Source organism: Minwuia sp., assembly GCF_048263705.1.
In the GTDB taxonomy this organism is placed as follows: domain Bacteria; phylum Pseudomonadota; class Alphaproteobacteria; order Minwuiales; family Minwuiaceae; genus Minwuia.
Genome location: NZ_JBLXDV010000007.1, coordinates 141,999 through 156,460 on the forward strand (window position 1 = coordinate 141,999; position 14,462 = coordinate 156,460).

The following is a 14,462-nucleotide window of genomic DNA, read 5'->3' on the forward strand; positions in this document are numbered from 1 at the left end:
CCAGACAGGCGAGACATGCAAAAGGGCCCGCCAGTGCAGACCGGCGGGCCCTTTTTCTGTCTGCTCGGATCCGAGCGAACGGATCTAGAGCGTTTTTCGTTTTCATGGAATCACCATGAAATCGAAATAACGCAACTCGCACAGGTAGTTGCCATTCTTGAAAACAGTCTGAATGGTTCCATTCAGACTGTTTCCGCCCTAGTTCTTGGCCTTGTCGACCAGGGCTTTCTCGCTGATCCACGGCATCATGGCGCGCAGCTTCTCGCCGACTTCCTCGATGGGATGGGCGGCAGTGCGGGCGCGGGTGGCCTTGAAGCTGGTCTGGCTGACCTTGTTCTCCAGCATCCAGTCGCGGGTGAACTTGCCCGACTGGATATCCTCCAGAACGCGCTTCATCTCGGCCTTGGTCTCCGGGGTCACGATGCGCGGGCCGGTGACATATTCACCGTACTCGGCCGTGTTGGAGATCGAGTAGTTCATGTTGGCGATGCCGCCTTCATAGATCAGGTCGACGATCAGCTTCACTTCGTGCAGGCATTCGAAATAGGCCATCTCGGGCGCGTAACCCGCCTCGACCAGGGTTTCGAACCCGGCGCGGATCAGTTCGACCAGACCGCCGCACAGGACGACCTGCTCACCGAACAGGTCGGTCTCGCATTCTTCCTGGAAGGTGGTCTCGATGATGCCGGCCTTGCCGCCGCCGATGGCGGATGCGTAGGAGAGACCGACGTCCAGCGCGTTGCCCGACGCATCCTGATGCACGGCCACCAGGCAGGGCACACCGCCGCCACGCTGGTATTCGGAACGCACCGTGTGGCCGGGGCCCTTGGGCGCGATCATGAACACGTCCAGGTCGGCACGCGGCTCGATCAGGTTGAAGTGGATGTTCAGGCCATGGGCGAAGATCATCGCCGCGCCTTCCTTCATGTTGTCGGCCAGCTCGTCGCGATACAGATCGCCCTGCAGTTCGTCAGGCGTGGCAACCATGATCACGTCGGCCCATTTGGCACCTTCGGCGGCCGTCATCACCTTGAAGCCGGCCTCTTCGGCCTTCTTGCGTGTGGACGAGCCTTCGCGCAGGCCGATGGCGACGTTCTTCACGCCGCTGTCACGCATGTTCATCGCATGGGCATGGCCCTGGCTGCCGTAGCCGACAACCATGACGTTCTTGGATTTGATCAGGTTCAGGTCCGCATCGCGGTCGTAGTAAACGCGCATTCTGTATGTCTCCCTCCGGGTGTCATTCGATTTGTGCGGGGTCCATGCGGGTTTGGCCGCTTCTGGTCAAGTCAAACCGCCCGCATGGTCGCCATGTAGTTTCCTCCCCCTTGAGGGGGGAGGATCAGGGAGGGGGTGAATCGGCGAAGCCGACCAAGCGGTTCCGCCAGTTCAGGAAGCCTGCGGCTCCACCCCCCATCGACCGCTTTCAGCGGCCACTTCCCCCTCAAGGGGGAAGAAGTTCTCCTCAGTCCCTTTCGGAAATACCGAGCCGCCAATCTGGCCAGCCCATCCCTCCCCGGATTGGCAGTTTCTATAACTCGTCAGGGCCGCGGCTGATCGCGGCGATGCCGGTGCGGCTGATGTCGATCAGGCCCAGCGGCTCCATGAGTTCGGCAAAGGCATTGATCTTCGACGTCGAGCCGGTGATTTCGAACACGAAGCTGCGGTCGGTCGCGTCCACCGCCTTGGCCTTGAAGATGTCGGCAATACGCAGGCTCTCCACCCGCTTCTCGCCGGAACAGCGCACCTTCAGCAGCGCCAGTTCACGCTCGATATGCTCACCGTCCACCGTCAGGTCGGCGACGCGGTGCACCGGCACCAGCCGGTCCAGCTGGGCCTTGATCTGCTCGATCACCATCGGGGTGCCCGACGTCACGATGTTGATGCGGGACAGGTTGTTGTCCGCATCGACCTCGGAAACGGTCAGGCTTTCGATGTTGTAGCCGCGGCCGGAAAACAGGCCGACGACACGGGCCAGAACGCCGGCCTCATTATCGACCAGCGCGGCCATCGTGTGGGTTTCTATGGTATCCGTCATTGTGTCGGTCATCGTGCATCCAGCGGTCCGGCAGTCATGGGCCGGACGCTTCCCCTCGTGAATCGTGATGGGTGTATCAGATTTTTTCGCTCAGACCAGTGCGAAGCCGTCGCTCGTCACCTGCGCCGCGTCTTCCGGATTGGCCTCGTCACCCAGAATCATCTCGTTGTGGGCGGCACCCGACGGCACCATCGGGAAGCAGTTCTCTTCCCGGTCCACCCGGACGTCGGCAATCACCGGCTTATCGGTGGCCAGCATCTCGTCGATCATCCCGTCCAGATCCTCGGGCTTGTCGGCAATCATGCCCACGGCACCGAACGCGTCGGCCAGCTTCACGAAGTCCGGCAGGCTTTCGGTGTAGCTTTCCGAATAGCGCTTGCCGTGCAGCAGTTCCTGCCACTGGCGCACCATGCCCATCCACTGATTGTTCAGGATGAAGATCTTCACCGGCAGCTTGTACTGCGCCAGGGTCGACATCTCCTGAATGTTCATCAGGATCGAGGCTTCGCCGGCGATATCCATGCACAGCTTGCCCGGATTCGCGATCTGCGCTCCCATCGCCGCCGGCAGGCCATAGCCCATGGTGCCGAGTCCGCCCGACGTCAGCCAGCGGTTCGGGCCTTCGAACTTGAAGAACTGCGCGGCCCACATCTGATGCTGCCCGACCTCGGTCGCGACGATCGGATCGAGGTGCTTGGTCTTCTCGTACAGGCGTTCGATGGCATATTGCGGCTTGATGATGCCCGGACGTTCGCCATAGGCGAATCCGTTGCGGGCACGCCAGCGGGCAATGTCGTTCCACCAGGGTTCCAGCCGCTTCTTGTCGGCCTTGCGGGCACCCGCCTTCCAGATGCGGATCATGTCTTCCAGCACGTGGGCGACGTCGCCGATGATCGGCACATCGACCCGGACGTTCTTGTTGATCGAACTGGGATCGATGTCGATGTGGATCTTCTTCGAATGCGGCGAGAAGGCGTCCAGACGCCCCGTCACACGATCGTCGAAGCGCGCGCCGATGCAGACCATCACGTCGCAATCGTGCATCGCCATGTTGGCCTCATAGGCACCGTGCATGCCCAGCATGCCCAGGAACTGCGGGTCGGAGGCGGCAAACGCGCCCAGGCCCATCAGGGTCGAGGTCACCGGATAGCCGGTCATGTGCGCCAGTTGCGTCAGCAGCATCGACGCCTTCGGGCCAGAATTGATGACGCCGCCGCCGGTATACAGGATCGGACGGTCCGCGTTGGCGATCAGTTCGACCGCCTGGCGGATGGCTTCCAGATCGCCCTTCACCTTGGGACGGTAGGTCTTGTGGCGCGTCTGCTCGATGCCCGCATACTTGCCGGGATTGATCTGCACGTCCTTCGGGATGTCGATGACGACCGGGCCGGGACGGCCGCTGGTAGCCACGTGAAACGCCTGATGCACGACGCGGCTGAGATCGTTCGCATCCCGCACCAGATAATTGTGCTTGGTGCAGGGCCGCGTGATGCCGGTGGTGTCGCATTCCTGGAACGCATCGTTGCCGATCATGTGCGTCGGCACCTGCCCGGTGATGCAGACGACCGGGATCGAATCCATCAGTGCATCGGTCAGGCCGGTGACGGCGTTCGTCGCGCCCGGGCCGGAGGTGACCAGCACGACGCCGGGCTTGCCGGTCGAGCGCGCATAGCCTTCCGCTGCGTGCACGGCCCCGCCTTCCTGACGGACCAGAATGTGGCGAATGGAATTCTGCTGGAACAGGGCGTCGTAGATCGGCAATACCGCGCCGCCCGGATATCCGAATACGGTATCCACGCCCTGATCAACCAGAGATTTGATCAGTATTTCTGCGCCGGTCATTCCGTTCGTCGACATGGTCCTGCCCAACTTTCGTCCTGGTGAATTACAAAAACAACGCCCTGCCGGTCGCCTCGATCGGACGGCCTTCTGCAGGGCGCGCGGACCATAGGTCAGGCACCGGGGGACGTCAACCGGAATTCGCTCACTTTCGGAAAGATATTTGCCGTCATTCTTTCCAAATCTTGCGCATCATCGATCACGTCCGCAACAATCTGATGGCGCAGCCATGTCATCTGCCGTTTCGCGTATCTGCGGGTGCCGGTCTGGGCATCGGCAACCGCCTGTTCCAGCAGAAGGTCGCCCCGCCCGGCGGCGATGAGTTGCTTCACGCCCAGGGCCTTCATGGCAGGCAGGTCCGGATCAAGACCGCGCGCGGCCAGGGCCATCACCTCGTCCATCGCACCGTCATGGATCATCTGTTCGAAGCGCCGGTCACAGCGTTCGTAAAGCGCGGCACGATCGGGCATCAGCACGACCTTCAGCGCGGGGCCGTCGAGCAGCGGCGGCTCGGGCGGCAGCATCTGGAAATGCGACAGCGGCCTGCCGGTCGCGAACCAGACTTCCATGGCCCGCACCATGCGCTGGCTGTCGCCGGGGTTCAGCCGCGCTGCCGTCTCAGGGTCGCGCTCGGCAAGCCGCGCGTGGAATGCCGCATTGCCCAGTTTCTTCAGCATCCCCGCCGCCTGCTGGCGGTGCATCTCGCCCACATCCGGGATCGGCGAGAAGCCTTCCAGCAGGGCCCGCACGTAGAGCCCCGAGCCGCCGACGATGATGGGCAGCCGCCCCGCCCGGCGTGCCGCGTCGATTTCGGCCTTGGCCAGCGCCGCCCAGCGCGCCGCCGAACAGGTCTCCGCCGCATCCATGAAGCCGTACAACCGGTGCGGCGCCTCCCGTTCATCCGCCGCCGAGGGCCGCGCCGTGATCAGCCGCAGGTCGCGATAGACCTGCATGGAATCGGCATTGATGATGATCCCGTCGAAGCGCTTTGCCGCCTCGATGGCCAGCCGGGACTTGCCGCTGGCCGTGGGGCCAAGTATCAGCAGGACACCATTGCCCCGCACACCCGGTTTCGGAGTTTCATCCATGCAGACAGTTCTGACGCTGGTCACCACGCAAGGTCAACTGCCGGGTGAGGTGGTGCAACAACGGCTGGGTGCCCTGCTGCCCTACCCGCGCCACGAGGAGGGCGACGGGCTGACCTTCCACGACAGCCATTTCGACTGCGATGACCTGCCCGATCTCCGCGCGCAGATCGGAGCCGCGCTCGGCGACCTGCCAGTCGACTTCTGCCTGCAGCCCGCCGCCATGCGGCAGAAGAAGCTGCTGATCGCCGACATGGATTCGACCATGATCACCGTCGAATGCATCGACGAACTGGCCGACTTCGCGGGCGTACGCGATCAGGTGGTGGCCATCACCGAGCGCGCCATGCGCGGCGAGATCGATTTCGAGGGCGCGCTGACCGAGCGCGTGGCGTTGATGAAGGGCCTGCCCGAGGGCGCGCTGGCCGACTGTTTCGCCGAGCGGGTGCAGCTCTCGCCCGGCGCGCGCGATCTGGTGCAGGGCTGCCGCGACGCCGGCATTCACTGCGCGCTGGTCTCGGGCGGTTTCACCTATTTCACCGAACGCGTGGCCGAGATGTGCGGGTTCCACGAGAACCGCGCCAACGTGCTGCTGTTCGAGGACGGCCTGCTGACCGGCGACGTGGTCCGCCCGATCCTGGGCCGACAGGCAAAGATCGAGGCCCTGCACGAGATCTGCGGCCGACTGGATATTTCAACAGATCAGGCGGTCTGCATCGGCGACGGTGCCAACGACATCGGCATGATCGAGGCCGCCGGCCTCGGCATCGCCTACCGCGCCAAGCCCATCACCAGAAACGCCGCCGACGCCGCCATCGACCATGGCGGTCTGGACACGCTGCTGCGGTTCCTGGGGGTGTAGAAAAACACGGTCGCAGCGTCACGTCCTCGAACGGGGCACGAACCTGCCATTGCAGGCTTCGGTCGGCCCGGGCGTGCCACATTGCCCGCCTCGGTCGACACCCGGGTCCTGCGTTCTGCAGCACTGTCCCGGCTCGACGAACTCACAGAGAAGCAAGGCTGGTCCGATGATCTGAAGGCGGCATTGCAGCTGCATGTCGATGATGCCCTGCCCGAAGAAGGCGACGGCAATCGCGTGCAACTGGCCGCAGCGCCGTTGGCTGCCGTTCCGTGGTTGTGGGCACTGGCCTTCGGCGGGGCGGCAGCTTACGGCGTCGCGACCCAGGAGCGGCTGGAACGTGAACGTCGCGAGCAAAGGGGATCAAACGTTTCCGAAGCGCGCAGGCATCGCAAAAAACCGGATGATGGCGACGATGCCGAACCCGGAACGGAAGAAGGCAAATCCGGAACGGGGAGAAAAGCGCAAGATAATAGTAAAGGTGAGAAACATGGAAACGTTGGTCGATCAAAAGAAAATTTGCAACCAAAAAAAAGATGGATATGAAAAAAATTAGTAGTTCAAATAATAAAAGGAACAAAATTTTTGAAAAAAGAAGAAAAAACGAGCGATTGAGAAGACCAATTAAGACGCATCCGGCACCGAACATGGCAGAATAGGAAGGACAAACAAATGAAACCTGAGGACGTCATCCTTCATCCTGACAAGGGTGCAGGTAACATTAAATTCGGCGAGTCCATCGAATCTCATGTGCGCCGACTGAGGCTTCAGCCCATGGCTTCGACAGTCAGCGACGGGGACAGGTGGTTCGAGAGCAACACACTTGGGCTGACAATCTATGACGATGACCCGGATGAACCTGGCATCGACACCATTCACTGCCACAAGTTTCTCTTCTTTGAGAGAGAAAACCTGATCGGGATGCACATCAATGACTTTGCCGCTCACATCGCAGCATGGCCGGATCTCGGTGCCACGGATTTCATAGAACTGGCAACTGGCGAACGGCAGTTCGTCTACGAGTTCGACAGCCTGGGCCTCCAGGTTTGGGTCAATGAGGGAGACAAGCTGGTCGATACCATCATCGTCGGTCGCATCTATGATGATGACGCGTGAGTCCTGACGGGTCAGCGGAGATGTCGCATGGGACCGGTACCGGGAATGGCTGGAAGTCTGCCGCACGGGCGGTATTGTCCGCATCGATTTGTCGAACAGCGCGAGTATGACGATGAAAGAAGCAGACATGGTCTGGCAGCCGGGCATCGGCCTTGGTCCGATCAAGTTCGGTATGACGATCGAGCGCGCACGCGCCTTTGTCGAACTGGAACAGGCCACGAAGATGCTGCGTGATGAGGAAGACGTCTCCTACGACAACGAGGCGCTGGGCCTGAGTGTCTGGGACGATGACCCGGACGAGGAAGGCATCGATACGATGCGTGTCGCCCGCACCCTGATGCTGCGCGACCGCAACGTGATCGGCATGAAGCTGGCTGCCTTCTCCGAGATGATCGGACTCAGGACCCCGCCCGTCAGCGATACGGTGAAGATGCCCGAGGGCGACCTGAAACAGGTCTATGACTTCGATGCGCTTGGTGCGGAAATCTGGGTGCGCAATGGTGTCATCGTCACCGTCATGCTGGGACCGATCTACGAATACGACTGAGTGGTGTGGTTTTGGACGGGGAGCGTCCTGTCATTCGCCAGGGGAAAGCCACGCACGACCCGCCGTCTGTAGTGCGGTTTCTAGGGCGGAAACAGTCTGAATGGTTCCATTCAGACTGTTTTCAAGAATGGCAACTATCTGTGCGAGTTGCGTTATCTCGATTTCATGGTGATTCCATGAAATCGAAAAACGCTCTAGGATCGCCAGACCACCGGCCAGAGGTCGCTGTCGAGCGGGCCGCCGGCGGGGATGTCGGGGAAAGGCGGCATGTGCTGAACGCCTTCGTGAGGGTGGAACACCGCGTCGTCGCCGGCCCAGCGGGTGACGAAGGCGCGGCGGCGGCGGTCGCTGCGGGTGTTGCCCGGTGCGTGGTGGACCAGCAGCGCGTGATGGATGGTGCAGTCGCCCGGTTCCAGTTCGTACTGCACGATGTCATGTTTTTCGCGCTCGGCCTCGATGTCCGGCACGGGCGGCAGTTCCTCGGTGAATTTTGTATGGCCTGAGAAACTTTCCGGCTTCAGGCGCTGGCCCCAGCGGTGGCTGCCCCTGATGTATTCCACCGCGCCGCTGTCGGCGGTGACGGGATCCAGCGCCAGCCAGAGCGTACAGACCTGATCCCCCAGCACCGGCCAGTAGGGCTGGTCATGGTGCCAGGGCGTTTCGACCGGGGTGCCCGGCTCCTTGATCAGCCACTGGTCGAAGAAGATGTTGGCCTTTTCCGATCCCATGATGCGACCGGCGATCTCGCCTGCCGGTGACTCGTGCACGAACGCCCGGCACAGATCGTTGCGCAGCCAGGTGAAGGTGTCGAAGAAGAAGCGGCCCTCCTTCTCGCGCATCTGCGCCACTTCCATGGTCAGGCTGGTCGGGTCAGCGGCCATGCACTGTTCCGCCGCCGTGCGCAGCATCTCGACCGTGTCCGTGTCGAACAGCCCGCGCAGACAGACGATGCCGTCGCGGTCATAGGTCTCGATCTCGTCCGCCGTGATCGCGCGCTTCAGCATGGTGTGCTCCTCCGCTGTCTGACGTCCTCAGGATGTCGCGACGGCACCGGCGACTCAAGCCTTCATCTGGCGGGCGAGCCATGCGCCCATCCAGGCACCGGCGGCCCTGTTCTCCGGCGGCGTGCCCAGCGAATCCAGGGCTTTGGTCGCGACGGCCTCGGGGATGGTGATGCCCGCCCGTTCGCGCAGGATGGACGCCGACAGTGCCGGATCGAACTCGGGGTGGAACTGCACCGTCAGGATCGGCGCGTCATATTCCAGCACACCGAACGGGCAATGATCGCTGCCGCCGAGCACGGTCGCGCCGGGCGGCACCGCGACGACCTGATCCTGATGGCTGACCAGCATCGGCAGGATGCGTTCCGTGCCGTCCATGGCGAAGCAGTAGCGATGGATGCCCGCGCCCCAGCCCCTCGGCGATTTTACCGCCTTGCCGCCCATGGCTTCGGCGACGATCTGATGCCCGAAACAGATGCCCAGGATCGGGACACGGGCCGCCGCGGCATCCCGGATGAAGGCCATCAGCGGGGGGATCCAGGGCTCATCGTCATAGACGCCGAAACGCGAGCCGGTGATCAGCCAGCCGTCACAGGCGTCCGGCCCCGAAGGCCAGCGGTCATCCAGCACCGGAAAGGTCGTGAACGCGACGTCCATCAGATGCGGCGCCAGCCAGCGTTCGAACATGTCGGGAAAGCTGCCGTGTACGTCCGACAGCGCCTCGGGCAACCGCCCCGTTTCCAGAATGCCCAGTTTCATCAATTCGCCCCTGCCGGTTTGCAACGCGGGCTGATATACCGCGATGCAGAGGTTTCGGGAACAGAGGGCAGGCATCATGGACAGGACGAACAACGGCGCGGCACTGGGCTTCGATCCGGCACGGCTGGACCGCCTCAACGACTGGATGGGCCGCTATGTCGATGCGGGCCGGCTGCCCGGCGCGGTGACCCTGATCGCCCGTCGCGGCGAACTGGCCTTCCTGGACTGGTGCGGCAAGCGCAACGTCGCCGAGGGCACCGACTGGACCGCCGACACCATCGTCCGGGCCTATTCCATGTCCAAGCCGATCACGTCGGTCGCGCTGATGATGCTCTACGAGAAGGGCCTGTTCCATCTCGACGATCCGGTCGCGAAATGGCTGCCCGAACTCGCCGGCCTGAAGGTGCTGAAAAAGGGCGCGACCTCCATCGACGATGTCGAGGAGTGCACCGCCACAATGACGATCACCCACGCCCTGACCCATCGCACGGGCTTCACCTACGGCTTTCAGGGCGGCGTGCTGGGCGATGCCTACGAAGCGCGCAAGCTGGCCTTCGGGCCGAAGGGCGAGAGCCTGGAGGCGGGCGTGAAGGAACTGGCCGAACTGCCGCTGGCGTTCCAGCCCGGCAGCCGCTGGAACTACGGCGTGTCCACCGATGTCGTCGGACGCCTGGTCGAGGTGATCTCGGGACAGGACCTGCAGAGCTTCTTCAACGACCACATCCTGGGCCCGCTGGGCATGGAAGACACGTTCTTCGGCATCCCCGACAGCAAGCTGGACCGCTTTGCCGAACTGTACACGCCGAACGAGGACCTCTCGCTGAAACTGGTCGATACGGCGCAGAAGACCGTCTATCGCGAGGCCGGCGTGAAAACCTTCTCCGGCGGCGGCGGCCTGCAATCAACCATCGACGACTACTGGAAATTCGCCGAGATGCTGCGCGCGAAGGGCGCATATGACGGCGGCCGCATTCTGGGTCCGCGCACCGTCGACTTCATGGCGTCGAACCATCTGGAGGGCGATCTGGCCGCCAACGGTCAGCCGGTCTTTTCCGAGGTATCCTATGCCGGGATCGGCTTCGGCCTGGGGTTTGCGGTAATGATCGATCCGCCGAAGTCCGAAAGCATGGGCAGCCCCGGCGATTTCGGCTGGGGCGGCATGGCCAGCACGGCCTTCTGGGTCGATCCGGTCGAGGACATGGTGGTCATCTTCATGACGCAACTCATGCCCTCCAGCTTCTATCCGATCCGCAAGGAGCTGCGCGCGCTGGTGCATCAGGCGCTGGTGGATTGAGCACAGCGACCACCTTCATCTGGGTCCGCCACGCGCCGACGGGCATCGCGGACCGGATGATCGGACGGACCGACGTGCCGGCGATCCTGCCGGAGCCGGAGATGCTGGGACCGCTCTGGGACGCGCTGTCGGAGGTGGATCGGGTGATCTGCAGCCCGCTGATACGGGCGCGCCAGACGGCGGCGGCCCTGTTCCCCGAGATGCGGCCGGAACGCCGCGCGGGACTGGTGGAACAGGATTTCGGCGACTGGGAGGACCGTGCGCACGACGACTGCCCGTTTCCCGACGATCTCGATGCCCAGGCGCTGGCGGCGTTCCGCCCGCCCGGCGGCGAGAGCTTTGCCGACGTCTGCGCCCGTACAGCCGACGAGATCGACGACCTCTGCCGCGAGCATGCCGGGCAGATCCTGGGCATCGTCGCCCATGCAGGTGTCATCCGCGCGGCACTGGTGCACGCACTGGGCGCACCGCCTGCCAGCGGGATCGCGTTCGACGTCGCGCATCTGTCGATGACACGCGTCACGCTGTTCGATGGCGGCGCGCGGGTGGATCATGTAAACAGGATCGCATCCCCGCCGCCACCGAGGCTTTGACCGTGTCGCCCATCCAGTATCAGTCCGGCCATACGGTACATCCGCTGATCGAGGCGGAGGAAACCTACGCCGCCATCGAACGCGCCATCGCCGAGGCCGAACGCGAGGTCTTCATGGCCTACTGGTCGCTGGCACCGGATCTGGATCTGGTGACGGATCGCGCGGACGATTGGGAAGCGCTTCTGGAGGGTGCCCTGCAACGGGGCATTCGCTTCAATATTCTGCTGGCGGATTTCGATCCCGTCTTCACCTTTCCGATGCATCGCGACGCCTGGCGGACCTTCTGGCGCCTGTCCGGACTGGCCCGGGCCGAGGGCGTCAAGGCCGGTGCGCTGCAGGTGATCTGTTCGCAGAACCCGGCACGCCCGAACCTGCCGGAGCGGATCATGGGTAACCTGGCCGCCACCGGCGAGATCGCATCGATCGTTGATCGGCTGAACGATGAATATGCAGCAGGCAATGCCGCGCCGGAAGACATCCTGAAGACCGTACCCGGCATGTGGCGGCATCTGGATATCCGGGATGGCCGGATGGTCAGGCGATGGTTTCGGCCGGCGGAACTGCTGCCCGGATCGCATCACGAGAAACTGTGCATCGTCGATCGCGACGTGGCTTTCGTCGGCGGGCTCGATATCGGGGAACGGCGGTTCGACACGCTGGACCATGACAGCGATTTTCCATGGCACGATCTGGCCTGCCGCGTGGAAGGTCCGGCGGTCGATCTGCTGACCGCGCACTTCATCGATCGCTGGAATGTCGAGCTTGCCGACTTCCACCGCTACCTCGACCGGCTGCCCGAACACGGCCCGGCGATCGGCTTCCCGCGCGATCACCTTCACGAACTGGAAGATGCCCCCCGGCGCGGCGGTCCGGACATGGCCACCTGGCAAGGCAGCGGCGAGGTCGCCGTCATCGCATCGTCGGCGCGGAACGAGGGGCCGGGCGGTCCGGCAGGCGATCTGGATATCGGGCATCTGCCGGACGGCGTGCGCGACCTGATCCTGCGCGCCGAACGATTCATCTATATCGAGACCCAGTTCCTGCGCGAGCCGCTGGTGGCGGACTGGCTGATCCGGGCGGCGGAGCAGCATCCAGAGCTGGAAGTGATCATTCTGGTACCGCGCGCCCCGGAAATTCTGGAACCGGACGGTGACTGGAGCATCGCCACGAAACACGGCCAGTGGCTGCAGTACCGGAGCATCGATCGATTGAAGCAGGCACTGGGCGCGCGGTTCGGGGCCTACACACTGGTCAGCCGTCAGCACGAAGAGCCGGACGACGAGCCCGAGCACACCGCGCTGGGCGCGAAGGGCGTATATGTCCATGCCAAGACGATCATCGTCGACGATCTGCATGCCATGGTGGGATCGGCCAACCTCAACGGACGCAGTTTCCGACTGGATACCGAGACGGCGATCCTTTGGACCCAGCCCGACGCCGTCAGACACTTCCGGCAGCGGCTCTGGCAGCTTCACCTGGGCACCCTCCTGCCCGACAGCCACGACCCGCTGGAAACGCCGTCGCTGCCCGTCTGGAACCGCGCCGCCGAGGCCAATGCGCGCGCGCGCACCGAACACCGTCCGGGGTTCGCCATCCCCTTCAGGGATGAATGGGCCAGCCTCAATGCCGTGAAGTCCCGTCTGATCCGCGACCGCTATGTCTGATCGGGCCGTCCGGACGGGAACCAACGGCGGCCTGCCGACGTAGAGAACAGCATGAAAGCCTTCGCCGATCTTCTGGACCGCCTGTCCCATGTGCGTTCGCGCAACATGAAGATCGCGCTGATCCGCGACTACATGGCCGGCACGCCCGACCCGGATCGCGGCTTCGCGCTGGCAGCGCTGGCCGGCGGACTGGACCTGAAGACCGCCAAGGCCGGCATGATCCGCGAACTGGCCGCCGCGCGCAGCGATCCCGAACTGTTCCGCCTGTCGTATGACTACGTCGGGGATCTGGCCGAGACGGTCGCCCTGATCTGGCCGGACACGGGGGAGACGCATCAGTCGCCGCCGCTGTCCCACATCGTCGAACGATTGAGCGCGGCCAGGCGCAAGGAGGTGCCGGGCCTGGTCGCGGGCTGGCTCGACAGCCTGAACGCGGACGGGCGCTGGGCGCTGCTGAAGCTGATCACCGGCGGCTTGCGCGTGGGCGTGTCCGCGCGGCTGGCCAAGACCGCGCTGGCGGAACTCGGCGAACCGGACATCGATGACATCGAGGAGGTCTGGCACGCGCTGGAACCGCCCTACGCGCCCCTGTTCGACTGGATCGAGGGCCGGGCCGGACGACCTTCGCTGGAGGACGCACTGGTGTTCCGTCCGCTCATGCTGGCGCATCCGCTTGATGACGCGGACCGCGAGAAGCTGGATCCCCGCGATTTCCGCGCCGAATGGAAATGGGACGGCATCCGGGTGCAACTGGTGCTGAAGGGCGACGAACGGCGCATGTTCTCGCGCACCGGCGACGACATTTCCGGGGCCTTCCCGGACCTGCTCGACGGCCTGTCCGGCGATGTCGTCGCCGACGGGGAACTGCTGGTGATGCGCGACGGGCAGGTCGGCACGTTCAACGAGCTGCAGCAGCGGCTGAACCGCAAGACGGTCTCGGCCGGGATGATGCGCGACTATCCGGCAGGGTTGCGGCTGTACGATATCCTGTTCGATGCGTCCGAGGACCTGCGTGCCCTGCCGTTCGACGAGCGCCGCAAGCGGCTGGAAGGCTGGTACGCAATGCACCGGGATGCGCGGCTGGACCTGTCGCCGCTGGTGCCCTTCGACAGCATCGAACAGCTTGATGCACTGCGCGGTGAACCGCCCCATCCGGCCATCGAGGGCGTGATGCTGAAGCGCGGCGACAGCCCCTATCGCGCGGGCCGGCCGAAGGGGCTCTGGTTCAAGTGGAAGCGCAATCCCTTCACCGTCGATTGCGTGATGATGTACGCCCAGCGCGGCCACGGCAAACGGTCGTCGCTCTATTCCGACTTCACCTTCGGTGCCTGGCGGGAGGGGCAGGACGGCCCGGAGGTGGTGCCCGTCGGCAAGGCCTATTTCGGGTTCACGGATGCGGAGCTCGCCGAACTGGACAAGTTCGTGCGCACCCACACCATCGACCGCTATGGTCCCGTGCGCGCCGTCGAGCAGAAGCTGGTGCTGGAGATCGCCTTCGACGGCATTCACCGCTCGAAACGGCACAAGTCCGGGGTCGCCATGCGCTTTCCCCGGATAAGCCGCATCCGCTGGGACAAGCCGGCCGCGGAAGCGGATCGGCTGGAGACACTGGAAAACATGATCGACGCCACCGCCGCAGACGCGAAACCGGTATAGTAGGTTCCGAT

The 14,462-nt window shown here is 63.7% G+C and carries 14 protein-coding genes; 8 read left to right on the plus strand and 6 right to left on the minus strand.

Annotated features, from left to right (window positions below):
• Nucleotides 1-198: 198 nt before the first annotated feature.
• From ilvC to miaA, 4 genes are all read right to left on the minus strand, one after another.
• Complete coding sequence (gene ilvC / locus ACN0X7_RS11955) at nucleotides 199-1,218, minus strand: ketol-acid reductoisomerase (RefSeq protein WP_417517490.1); 1,020 nt, start codon at nucleotides 1,216-1,218, stop codon at nucleotides 199-201.
• 313 nt (nucleotides 1,219-1,531) lie between these two features.
• A complete protein-coding gene (gene ilvN, locus ACN0X7_RS11960) occupies nucleotides 1,532-2,038 on the minus strand; it encodes an acetolactate synthase small subunit (RefSeq protein ID WP_417517492.1) in 507 nt (168 codons plus the stop codon).
• A 90-nt stretch (nucleotides 2,039-2,128) separates the two neighbouring features.
• Nucleotides 2,129-3,895: an acetolactate synthase 3 large subunit gene (locus ACN0X7_RS11965; protein WP_417517494.1), complete on the minus strand. Its 1,767-nt coding sequence runs from the start codon at nucleotides 3,893-3,895 to the stop codon at nucleotides 2,129-2,131.
• 95 nt (nucleotides 3,896-3,990) lie between these two features.
• A complete protein-coding gene (gene miaA / locus ACN0X7_RS11970; RefSeq protein WP_417517496.1) occupies nucleotides 3,991-4,965 on the minus strand; it encodes a tRNA (adenosine(37)-N6)-dimethylallyltransferase MiaA in 975 nt (324 codons plus the stop codon).
• On the opposite strand from miaA, the gene serB reads away from it, so the two are divergent.
• The 4 genes from serB to ACN0X7_RS11990 all read left to right on the plus strand — a co-directional run bounded on the left by serB (nucleotide 4,964) and on the right by ACN0X7_RS11990 (nucleotide 7,484).
• The gene (serB, locus tag ACN0X7_RS11975) at nucleotides 4,964-5,824 is read left to right on the plus strand and encodes a phosphoserine phosphatase SerB (RefSeq protein ID WP_417517498.1); all 861 of its coding nucleotides are present in this window, start codon (nucleotides 4,964-4,966) and stop codon (nucleotides 5,822-5,824) included. The two genes, miaA and serB, sit on opposite strands and share 2 nt — an antisense overlap.
• 81 nt (nucleotides 5,825-5,905) lie before the next feature.
• Complete coding sequence (locus ACN0X7_RS11980; protein ID WP_417517500.1) at nucleotides 5,906-6,367, plus strand: hypothetical protein; 462 nt, start codon at nucleotides 5,906-5,908, stop codon at nucleotides 6,365-6,367.
• A 126-nt stretch (nucleotides 6,368-6,493) separates the two neighbouring features.
• Nucleotides 6,494-6,937: a hypothetical protein gene (locus tag ACN0X7_RS11985; RefSeq protein WP_417517502.1), complete on the plus strand. Its 444-nt coding sequence runs from the start codon at nucleotides 6,494-6,496 to the stop codon at nucleotides 6,935-6,937.
• 112 nt (nucleotides 6,938-7,049) lie between these two features.
• A complete protein-coding gene (locus ACN0X7_RS11990) occupies nucleotides 7,050-7,484 on the plus strand; it encodes a hypothetical protein (RefSeq protein WP_417517504.1) in 435 nt (144 codons plus the stop codon).
• Between the two features lie 194 nt (nucleotides 7,485-7,678).
• On the opposite strand, the gene ACN0X7_RS11995 is transcribed toward ACN0X7_RS11990, so the two are convergent.
• Nucleotides 7,679-8,488, minus strand: coding sequence for a phytanoyl-CoA dioxygenase family protein (locus ACN0X7_RS11995; protein WP_417517506.1), 810 nt, complete (start codon nucleotides 8,486-8,488; stop codon nucleotides 7,679-7,681).
• A 54-nt stretch (nucleotides 8,489-8,542) separates the two neighbouring features.
• Nucleotides 8,543-9,244 (minus strand): glutamine amidotransferase-related protein, encoded by a 702-nt coding sequence (locus ACN0X7_RS12000; RefSeq protein WP_417517508.1) that lies wholly within the window; start codon nucleotides 9,242-9,244, stop codon nucleotides 8,543-8,545.
• A 76-nt stretch (nucleotides 9,245-9,320) separates the two neighbouring features.
• Between ACN0X7_RS12000 and ACN0X7_RS12005 the strand changes: the two genes are divergently transcribed.
• From ACN0X7_RS12005 to ACN0X7_RS12020, 4 genes are read left to right on the plus strand one after another with little or no spacing between them, the layout of a single operon-like run.
• Nucleotides 9,321-10,538, plus strand: a complete 1,218-nt coding sequence (locus ACN0X7_RS12005; protein ID WP_417517510.1) for a serine hydrolase domain-containing protein — start codon at nucleotides 9,321-9,323, stop codon at nucleotides 10,536-10,538.
• The gene (locus tag ACN0X7_RS12010) at nucleotides 10,535-11,131 is read left to right on the plus strand and encodes a histidine phosphatase family protein (RefSeq protein WP_417517512.1); all 597 of its coding nucleotides are present in this window, start codon (nucleotides 10,535-10,537) and stop codon (nucleotides 11,129-11,131) included. The genes ACN0X7_RS12005 and ACN0X7_RS12010 overlap by 4 nt, the downstream gene beginning before the upstream one ends.
• A gap of 2 nt (nucleotides 11,132-11,133) precedes the next feature.
• On the plus strand, nucleotides 11,134-12,795 hold the full coding sequence (locus ACN0X7_RS12015; RefSeq protein WP_417517514.1) for a phospholipase D-like domain-containing protein: 1,662 nt from the start codon (nucleotides 11,134-11,136) through the stop codon (nucleotides 12,793-12,795).
• Nucleotides 12,796-12,846: 51 nt separating this feature from the next.
• The gene (locus tag ACN0X7_RS12020) at nucleotides 12,847-14,451 is read left to right on the plus strand and encodes a cisplatin damage response ATP-dependent DNA ligase (RefSeq protein WP_417517516.1); all 1,605 of its coding nucleotides are present in this window, start codon (nucleotides 12,847-12,849) and stop codon (nucleotides 14,449-14,451) included.
• Nucleotides 14,452-14,462 lie beyond the last annotated feature (11 nt).

Coding starts and splice junctions, on each gene's coding strand:
- ilvC (WP_417517490.1), bottom strand. CDS start 1,218: ATGCGCGTTTACTACGACCGCGATGCGGACCTGAACCTGATCAAATCC.
- ilvN (WP_417517492.1), bottom strand. CDS start 2,038: ATGACGGATACCATAGAAACCCACACGATGGCCGCGCTGGTCGATAAT.
- ACN0X7_RS11965 (WP_417517494.1), bottom strand. CDS start 3,895: ATGTCGACGAACGGAATGACCGGCGCAGAAATACTGATCAAATCTCTG.
- serB (WP_417517498.1), top strand. CDS start 4,964: ATGCAGACAGTTCTGACGCTGGTCACCACGCAAGGTCAACTGCCGGGT.
- miaA (WP_417517496.1), bottom strand. CDS start 4,965: ATGGATGAAACTCCGAAACCGGGTGTGCGGGGCAATGGTGTCCTGCTG.
- ACN0X7_RS11985 (WP_417517502.1), top strand. CDS start 6,494: ATGAAACCTGAGGACGTCATCCTTCATCCTGACAAGGGTGCAGGTAAC.
- ACN0X7_RS11990 (WP_417517504.1), top strand. CDS start 7,050: ATGAAAGAAGCAGACATGGTCTGGCAGCCGGGCATCGGCCTTGGTCCG.
- ACN0X7_RS11995 (WP_417517506.1), bottom strand. CDS start 8,488: ATGCTGAAGCGCGCGATCACGGCGGACGAGATCGAGACCTATGACCGC.
- ACN0X7_RS12000 (WP_417517508.1), bottom strand. CDS start 9,244: ATGAAACTGGGCATTCTGGAAACGGGGCGGTTGCCCGAGGCGCTGTCG.
- ACN0X7_RS12005 (WP_417517510.1), top strand. CDS start 9,321: ATGGACAGGACGAACAACGGCGCGGCACTGGGCTTCGATCCGGCACGG.
- ACN0X7_RS12020 (WP_417517516.1), top strand. CDS start 12,847: ATGAAAGCCTTCGCCGATCTTCTGGACCGCCTGTCCCATGTGCGTTCG.